At 43.4% G+C, this 7,968-nt stretch carries 8 protein-coding genes and 1 pseudogene; 4 read left to right on the top strand and 5 right to left on the bottom strand.

Annotation, left to right across the window (positions count from 1 at the left end; genetic code table 11):
* Positions 1-67: 67 nt before the first annotated feature.
* The 5 genes from BCU12_RS04950 to pspA form a co-directional block, all read right to left on the bottom strand.
* On the bottom strand, positions 68-1,153 hold the full coding sequence (locus BCU12_RS04950) for an efflux RND transporter periplasmic adaptor subunit (RefSeq protein ID WP_102403255.1): 1,086 nt from the start codon (positions 1,151-1,153) through the stop codon (positions 68-70).
* A gap of 1 nt (position 1,154) precedes the next feature.
* Complete coding sequence (locus tag BCU12_RS04945; RefSeq protein WP_102403254.1) at positions 1,155-2,186, bottom strand: efflux RND transporter periplasmic adaptor subunit; 1,032 nt, start codon at positions 2,184-2,186, stop codon at positions 1,155-1,157.
* Between the two features lie 151 nt (positions 2,187-2,337).
* The gene (pspC, locus tag BCU12_RS04940) at positions 2,338-2,727 is read right to left on the bottom strand and encodes an envelope stress response membrane protein PspC (RefSeq protein WP_102403253.1); all 390 of its coding nucleotides are present in this window, start codon (positions 2,725-2,727) and stop codon (positions 2,338-2,340) included.
* Positions 2,720-2,953 (bottom strand): envelope stress response membrane protein PspB, encoded by a 234-nt coding sequence (gene pspB, locus BCU12_RS04935; RefSeq protein WP_102403252.1) that lies wholly within the window; start codon positions 2,951-2,953, stop codon positions 2,720-2,722. The genes pspC and pspB overlap by 8 nt, the downstream gene beginning before the upstream one ends.
* A 9-nt stretch (positions 2,954-2,962) precedes the next feature.
* Positions 2,963-3,631, bottom strand: coding sequence for a phage shock protein PspA (gene pspA / locus BCU12_RS04930; protein WP_102403251.1), 669 nt, complete (start codon positions 3,629-3,631; stop codon positions 2,963-2,965).
* Between the two features lie 207 nt (positions 3,632-3,838).
* Between pspA and pspF the strand changes: the two genes are divergently transcribed.
* From pspF to BCU12_RS04910, 4 genes and pseudogenes are all read left to right on the top strand, one after another.
* The gene (pspF, locus tag BCU12_RS04925) at positions 3,839-4,948 is read left to right on the top strand and encodes a phage shock protein operon transcriptional activator (RefSeq protein WP_102403250.1); all 1,110 of its coding nucleotides are present in this window, start codon (positions 3,839-3,841) and stop codon (positions 4,946-4,948) included.
* 117 nt (positions 4,949-5,065) lie between these two features.
* Positions 5,066-6,685 (top strand): ABC transporter substrate-binding protein, encoded by a 1,620-nt coding sequence (locus BCU12_RS04920; protein WP_102403249.1) that lies wholly within the window; start codon positions 5,066-5,068, stop codon positions 6,683-6,685.
* On the top strand, positions 6,685-7,647 hold the full coding sequence (locus BCU12_RS04915) for an ABC transporter permease subunit (protein WP_102403248.1): 963 nt from the start codon (positions 6,685-6,687) through the stop codon (positions 7,645-7,647). Before BCU12_RS04920 ends, BCU12_RS04915 begins: the two co-directional genes overlap by 1 nt.
* Positions 7,634-7,968: pseudogene (locus tag BCU12_RS04910) on the top strand (peptide ABC transporter permease); the annotation flags it as partial. The gene BCU12_RS04915 and the pseudogene BCU12_RS04910, both read left to right, overlap by 14 nt.

Below are 7,968 nucleotides of genomic sequence, written 5' to 3'. Positions count from 1 at the left end.
ATTTTTTATAAAGTAGACTGCGATCCCTTTTTCTTCTTCATGCTCTTGTGGAAGATTCTTATTGGTCTCACTCATGATTATCTACCCCTGAAATCACTTCCACTTTCGTCCCGTCCTTCAATCTAGAAAGCCCCGCTACAACAACAACATTGCTGCTGTCTATACCATCTAACACCTTAAATGACGTAGAGGTCGCTTTTCCTAACACGACTGATTGTTTATAAACCGTGTTATCTTTATTCAGCACCCAAACGTATTTTTTGCTGCGCTCTAATTCGTCACCATCACCATTAAACACCGCCTCTATTGGCACTGTCGCACCTATCGCCAGGCCTTGTCCAATAGACTCCCCACTGGCTGTTACTTCTACGGCCATACCATCCAAAATATACTCTGTTTCTGGCATAGGAAGAGATACGGTTACAGTGAAGGTTCCAGTTTCAGGATCAGGTTCCGTTGTAAACTCTTGGATTGCTGCCGGGTACTCATTACCGCTAGGAACACGCACTAGAATTTCAATCGACTCAACCACATTCTGAGTGGGTTGGTTAACGTAGATTTGGTCGGGCAATTGAATGAGGACTTCAACTCGGTCTACGCTGTGTATATTCACAATTTGCTGCCCAACTTGAATATTCTCAAACTGATCAATACTCACTCTTGAAATAATGCCCTCGACTGGTGCCCTTAGTTTTGTAAACGATAAACGCAGTTGAGCTAATTCTAATTCAGATAACGCTATCATCCGTTGGGCAGCAATCTCATCAAACTGAGACTTTGCTAACAACCCCTTGGTAACCAGAGGCTTAGAGCGGCGATGTTGATTATTAATGACGGTATATCTTGCTTTCGCATTATCGACAGCAAGTTGGTAGTCAGTCGGGTCTAACTGGGCAAGTATCTGCCCTTTTGTCACTTTATCTCCTTCTTTTACTAGCAGTTGACTGACTTCACCACCAACCCGAAAGCTCAAGTGAGAACGCTCTGCAGCATTCGCGACTGCAGGAAAAAACAATCGGTCTCTTATCTGACTCACAGATAAGTCAGCGACTTTTACTTTGGGAACCCCGGCAACAGGTTCTACCGGATTTTGCCCACAACCACTTAGAAAACCAGTTAAAGCTAAGAGGCCATACGTCCATATAGTTTTCATATTACAACCCTCTTTCCTTAACCCATTTTCGAACCTTTATGCCGGCTTCAATCCCTGCGACACCAGAGATGACAATCTGATCGCCGTTATTTAGGCCCGACAAAATCTGCCTTTTATCATTCAACTCAACCGCTGCTTTTTCTATCACACCATTGGAATCAACACGCCATACGTTCGTCTTACCGTTTTGTTCAAATAACGCAGCGGATGGAATTCGAGTCGCACTGCCGACATCAACAGTCGCATGTACATTGCCCGCCATGCCTGGAAGAATGCCTATATCTGTCGGTCGCTCCATCACCATAGTGACTTTATAAGAACCTGTTTTGGAATCGGCTTCTGTGTCTATTTCTTGGAAAAGTAATGGGAAAGACTTTTCAGGAAAGGCATCAAACGTCATGGTGACGACTGGGTTATTTTTCCCTGCAAACTGATTTAAAAGATGATCGGGTAATTGAAAAATGACCTTCAACAATTGATTGGTCTGAATATTCATCACGCCTACTTTTTCTCCCACAAACTCAAAATTTTGAGCCGGCAGCAAAGAGATCGTCCCATCGTAAGGGGCGAGCAGTTGGGTATAACGCAAGTTCGCTTGTGCTTGAGAAAGCTGTGCTTTTGCTGAGTTATGGTTAGCTTTTGCCTGATCGAAATCTTGTTCAGACACGACTTTGTCGATATGAAGCTTTTTATAACGCTCATATTGGACATCAGCTAACAAGAACTGGGCCTTAGCTTGACGTGCTAATAACGAATATTCGTCAGGATTCAGCGAGGCTAATTGCTGCCCTTTCGTGACTTTCTGCCCAGCTGTTACATCAATCGACTGTAATTGCCCTGGCACTCTAAATGTTAGGACGGCTCTATCGCCAGCCTCTGTAGTTGCAGGAAAGTGGCGTTCAAACTTGTTATTACCAACGGTCACTGTAAACAGTTTTGCAGGTCGAGACTCGGGTTCAGGAACAGGGGGGAGATCTTTACCACAACCACTAAGGATTGCGCTTAAGACAAGGAGAGGCGCAAACTTTCGCATGTTATCTATCCAATTGAATCATTTAGTTACAAAGATAGTTTAATGCTTAGCTCTATTCCAGTTAATACTGTGTTAATTACTTGAATTTTAATGAATAGAGAGCAACGTTTGATGCTGCTCTCATTATTGATTCAAAAACGTCACTCGGTTACTAGAGGTTCTTAAACTCACGATTCACTTTAAACGTCTCAGACGTGACGTACGCTTCCATTTTGCCTAACTTAGAGCCCATATTGGCAAAGTCGGTCTCTAGCGTTTTCAGCAGCTCAGTGGCATTTTTACCTTGCTGCCAAGGTTTGCTCTTCAGCTTATGATCCTGTTGCGCTCTTAGGTTCTCAGAATAATCCAAGGGCTGTTTTTCCAACATCAACGTCATGGCAACATACGCTAAGATCACTAAGAAACTTCCACCGAGCAACGCCGCCGAAATCACTAAGATTCGAACCAGCCACACTTCTACACTGAAATAATTCGCCAGACCAGCGCAAACCCCAGTTAACTTGCTATTTTGAGTATCTCTAAACAACTCTTTCTTAGTCATATGACGATCTCCAGTTCGGTGATTCGGCATCCAAGATTCGCTCTAGAGTGACAACTCGAGACTGAAGTTTTTCGGCCTGCTCAGATAAGGATTGAATGCGCTGATTATCTTCCTGAGTTAGCCCTGTCCCTGCATTCCGTTTCCCACGGTAATGCAAAAATAACCACAATGGAGCAACAAATATAAGGAAGACCATCAGCGGCCCAGCGATCAAAAACGATGACATAGAAATCTCCTATTCTTTATCTTTTAGCTGTTGCTTTAGTTTTGCTAACTCTTGTTCGATTTCATCTTGAGCTTGCAGCTCAGCAAACTCTTGGTCGAGTGACTTCGCGTTCCCACTTTTCGCATAAACATCCGCTTCTGCTTCAAGCTCATCGACCTTACGGGAATATTGCTCAAACTTCGCCATCGCCTCATGAGTTCGACTTGTGTGCAAATGCTTTTGCACATCCCGTCGGCTTGATGCTGTTTGATTGCGAATAGCCAGCGATTGTTGTTTTGCTCGTGTTTCTAAAATCTTGCTTTCAAGCTTACTGACTTCTCCACCCAGTTTTTCAATCGTGTCTTCAACTAAAACACGCTCGGTTTGGAGGCCTTTCATCATATCCTGAAGTTTCTGTTTTTCAATCAGTGCGGATCTTGCTAAATCTTCACGTTGTTTGTTAATTGCTAATGTCGCTTTCTGCTGCCAATCTGAAATTTGGTCTTCCATAGACTCAATTTTACGTACCAAGTCTTTTTTATCCGCTAGCGCCTTAGCGGAGTTCGTTCTCACTTCAACTAGGGTATCTTCCATTTCTTGAATGATTAAGCGAATCATCTTTTCAGGATCTTCCGCCTTATCGAGTAGTGAGCTGATATTTGAATTAACGATGTCTGCAAAACGAGAAAAAACGCCCATGATAGTTCTCCTGTTATTAAATGATGCGTGAAAAACCACGCGTTAACTCTGAGAGTATGATTATCTATAACCAAGATGCGTGCCAACTTTAAAGTACCAATAATCAATAACTTAAAACTCACTCTTTAATATCAATATCTGTGTTATGATGAAAATAACCAATAGTTGGTAATTTTCACCCACCCAAAGCTACGATGGAGTTTTTTAATGCGACAGAACCTAATTGGTGAATCCCCTTCATTCTTATCAGTCTTAGATAAAGTGTCACGGCTAGCCCCTATCGAGCGGCCCGTTCTGATTATTGGCGAGCGAGGTACTGGCAAAGAGCTTATCGCACAACGCTTACATTATTTGTCTCGCCGATGGGAACAGAGCCTAGTGTCACTGAATTGCGCCACCCTTAGCGAAGGACTCATTGATTCTGAACTGTTTGGACATGAATCTGGTGCCTTTACAGGAGCAAAAGGTCGACATCAAGGTCGATTTGAACGCGCTGAAGGCGGTACGCTTTTCTTAGATGAACTAGCAACGGCACCACTATCTGTTCAGGAAAAGCTTTTGCGAGTCATCGAGTATGGACAATATGAACGTGTGGGTGGGCAAAAGACATTAAACACGAATGTTCGCTTAGTCTGCGCTACCAATGCAAATTTGCCCCAATTGGCAAAAGAAGGAGCGTTCCGAGCCGATCTACTAGATCGTCTAGCGTTTGATGTTATTCACATACCGCCACTGAGGCATCGAGTTGAAGACATCAGCCTGCTCGCAGAGCACTACGCGATAAAAATGTGTCAAGAACTAGAAAGAGAGTATTTCCCAGGCTTTTCAAATCAAGCTATGCAAGCGTTAGTGAGCTATTCTTGGCCGGGCAACGTTAGAGAACTGAAGAACGTCATAGAGCGAGCGATTTACCAGCATAACTCACTAGATGAACCGATTGATGAGCTAACATTTGATCCCTTTTCTTGTGATTGGGCGGACCACATTGATTCAGACACACATGAAACAGGTTCTTCATCTAACGAGGAATTTTCTGCAACGAAAATAGGCGCAGATTCGAACGAGAACAACGATGCTCTGTTAGCCTCAGACACAACGAATGGGAAACTCGTGGAAAGTGGGGACTCTGTCAGTTCAGTCAAATTTCCTATTGATTATAAGAATTGGCAAGAAAGTCAGGATATTGCCCTACTGACAAAAGCGTTAAAGGAAGCACAATTCAACCAACGAAAAGCCGCTGAGCTTATGGGCTTGAGCTATCATCAATTAAGAGGGATGGTACGAAAATATGAGCTAATTGGGCAAAACGACCAATAACCTCACTCGTTCAACTGTTTTCAGTTGGTTTGAATTAGTAAAAAATGGTAAATTGTTGAGATCTTACGGCATATTCGTCATTTTGACGTGGCCTTATACCTCAACACAGTTCTTTCTATGAAAGCTTTCTTACGACTTACATTTGGGTTCTTTAGCTTAAGCCTATTATTTGGCTGTGGCGATGAAGTCGATCATAACAAAATTAGGCAGAGTGGTTTTATTTTCTGTGGTCAAGGTGGGTTGAGTACTTTCAACCCGCAGAGAGTAGATCATGGCATCACTTCCGAGGCCTTAAGCCCTCAAATCTTTGATACTCTTTTGGTGCTTGATCCAGTTTCTCATCAGCCAATCCCTAACGTAGCCGTTGATTGGACAGTAAATAAAGAGAGAACAGAATACACATTTACGCTTAAAGATAACATCGCGTTTCAAAAGACCAGTTGGTTTACACCGTCACGACCGCTCAATGCAGATGATGTCGTCTTTAGCTTTCAACGCATCATCGATCCAACCCACTCTTATCATTACGTGGGCAATGCACAATACCCATGGTTTACGGGTATAGATTTCCAAAATTTACTGGTCGATGTGCAAGCGTTATCCGCACAGAAAGTAAAGTTTACCTTAAGCCGTCCCGACAACACTTTCTTATCCAACATTGCGACTAGCCATGCGGTAATACATTCTCAAGAGTACGCCACTCAACTAGAGAAAAGTAATGACAAAGCACAGATCGATAAACTGCCGGTAGGTTCAGGCCCCTTTTATTTGGATGAATACCAAGTTAACGACCTTGTTCGCCTTCGTAGGCATAATGGTTACTGGAATGGCCCGGCAAAGCTTGAGCAAGTCGTCTTTGATATATCCCATAGAGGAACAGGCACGTTTGCCAAACTTCTACGCAATGAATGCGATGTATTGAATGCGCCTTTATCGAGTCAAATTCCAATCATTGAAGAGCAGGAGTCTCTTGTTCTTGAAGGTAAACCCGCGATAAACGTTGCTTACATAGCGGTAAAAACACTCCACCCCGCGCTTCAAGATGTTCGCGTGCGCAAGGCATTAAGCTTTGCCATCAATCGTCAGAATATTCTAGATTCTGTTTATTATGGAACGGGAAGCTTGGCCTACACACTTCTTCCTCCTTCTTCTTGGGCCTACCAAAAAGACAGCATACAAGTTCGCTATGACCGAAATTATGCGATAGCGCTTTTACGTGAGGCTGGCTTAGAATCAGGCTTAGAGTTAACCATGGCTGTGCCCTTAGAGAGCAAAGCCTACAATCCTAGCCCAAGAAAAACAGCCGAGCTCATACAGGCGAATCTCGCTGATATAGGTATAACACTTCAATTGGTTACGGAAGATCGCGTTGATCGGAGCAATGCCAGTGATAATAGTGATGTTGACCTTTACCTAACAGGTTGGTTTGGTGTAACTGGTGACCCGGACAACTTTTTCAGGCCGCTTCTATCCTGTGAATCTGAACGAGCAGGATTGAATATTTCAAGTTGGTGTAACCCCGATTTTGATTTCTTACTCGATCTTGCGTTAGAAGTGGATAAGCCACGTTACCGCACCAATTTATACCGTCAGGCGCAAAATATTCTGAATGAAGAGTTTCCTGTTATTCCTCTTGCCCACGGCATGCAATTCCAGGTTTACCATAACTCTCTAAAAGGGTTAAGATTTAGTCCATTCAATGTCCCTCCATTTAATCTTGTTGAGAGGGTTCACTGATGTTTTTGTATGCTATTCGTCGCTTCAATCTATTTTTTATCACGCTGCTTCTATTGACTATCATCGGTTTTAGCATTATTCGTCTCGATTCTCTCTCTCCATGGTCTCATCTTGATTTTTGGAGCGGATGGCTAAGCTATCTAGGTAACTTACTGCAACTTGATTTTGGAATGAATCGCAATGGTGTCCCAATTATCGAGGAACTGACCCTCGTCTTTCCCGCTACATTAGAACTCTGTTTTATAGCATTTCTTATGTCTATGTTGATTGGCATTCCGATTGGAACGCTCGCTGGAATGCGACAAGGGAAATGGATTGATACCATTATCTCTTTTACGTCTATGACGGGTTATTCTGCACCTCTATTTTGGGTTGCACTGCTGCTCATCATGGTATTTTCTCTGCATTACCAAGTTTTACCGGTTTCTGGTCGATACGACCTGCTCTATCAAGTCAACCATGTTACTGGCTTTGCTTTGATCGATGCTTTTTTAACAGAAGGTAAGTATCGAGCCCATACCGTTCAAAGTGTCATCGAGCACATGATTTTGCCATGTCTAGTCCTTGCGTTAGCGCCAACGACTCAAGTCATCCGCTTGATGCGATCATCAGTAGCAGAAGTCATGACACAGAACTATATTCGAGCCGCACGTATTCGAGGGCTAACCACTCACGAAATTGTCACTCAGCACGTGTTACGAAATGCCATTCCACCAATTATTCCCAAGCTTGGTGTCCAACTATCAAGCATGCTAACGCTTGCCATTATCACAGAATCAATTTTCAATTGGCCTGGGATCGGTCGCTGGCTACTCGATGCACTAGCGAATCAAGATTACGCATCCATTCAAGCAGGCGTAATCGTTGTGGCGACATTGGTTTTAACCGCTAATATCGTCTCAGATTTGGTTGGCGCCATGGTCAACCCGCTAGTTAGAAAGGATTGGTATGCTAACAAATAACGTTTATCAAGAAGAGCATATACCCACCCAATTTGAGCGATTCTGGCGTAGCTTTCGTTCAAACAGCCTCGCTATGTTTGGTTTGTGGTGCCTAATACTGCTGATTTTGATCACCGTCGTCGCGCCATGGATTACACCTCATGATCCTCAAACCCAGTCAGGGCATCTATTAATACCGCCTTCTTGGAACCCACTCGGTACTGTCGAGTATTTCTTAGGCACCGATGACTTGGGGAGAGACATTTTGTCTCGTCTCATCATGGGCTCTCAACTTACCTTTGGCGCTGCCATCATAATTACTGCGATTGCTGCCATTATTGG

It is taken from the genome of Vibrio sp. 10N.261.55.A7, assembly GCF_002877365.1.
Classification (GTDB): domain Bacteria; phylum Pseudomonadota; class Gammaproteobacteria; order Enterobacterales; family Vibrionaceae; genus Vibrio.
This window is presented reverse-complemented; position numbering and strand designations above follow the sequence as displayed.

Bases quoted from the DNA above. Each gene is read 5' to 3' on its own strand.
- BCU12_RS04920 (WP_102403249.1), top strand. From the start codon at position 5,066: ATGAAAGCTTTCTTACGACTTACATTTGGGTTCTTTAGCTTAAGCCTA.
- pspA (WP_102403251.1), bottom strand. From the start codon at position 3,631: ATGGGCGTTTTTTCTCGTTTTGCAGACATCGTTAATTCAAATATCAGC.
- BCU12_RS04945 (WP_102403254.1), bottom strand. From the start codon at position 2,186: ATGCGAAAGTTTGCGCCTCTCCTTGTCTTAAGCGCAATCCTTAGTGGT.
- pspF (WP_102403250.1), top strand. From the start codon at position 3,839: ATGCGACAGAACCTAATTGGTGAATCCCCTTCATTCTTATCAGTCTTA.
- pspC (WP_102403253.1), bottom strand. From the start codon at position 2,727: ATGACTAAGAAAGAGTTGTTTAGAGATACTCAAAATAGCAAGTTAACT.
- BCU12_RS04950 (WP_102403255.1), bottom strand. From the start codon at position 1,153: ATGAAAACTATATGGACGTATGGCCTCTTAGCTTTAACTGGTTTTCTA.
- BCU12_RS04915 (WP_102403248.1), top strand. From the start codon at position 6,685: ATGTTTTTGTATGCTATTCGTCGCTTCAATCTATTTTTTATCACGCTG.
- pspB (WP_102403252.1), bottom strand. From the start codon at position 2,953: ATGTCATCGTTTTTGATCGCTGGGCCGCTGATGGTCTTCCTTATATTT.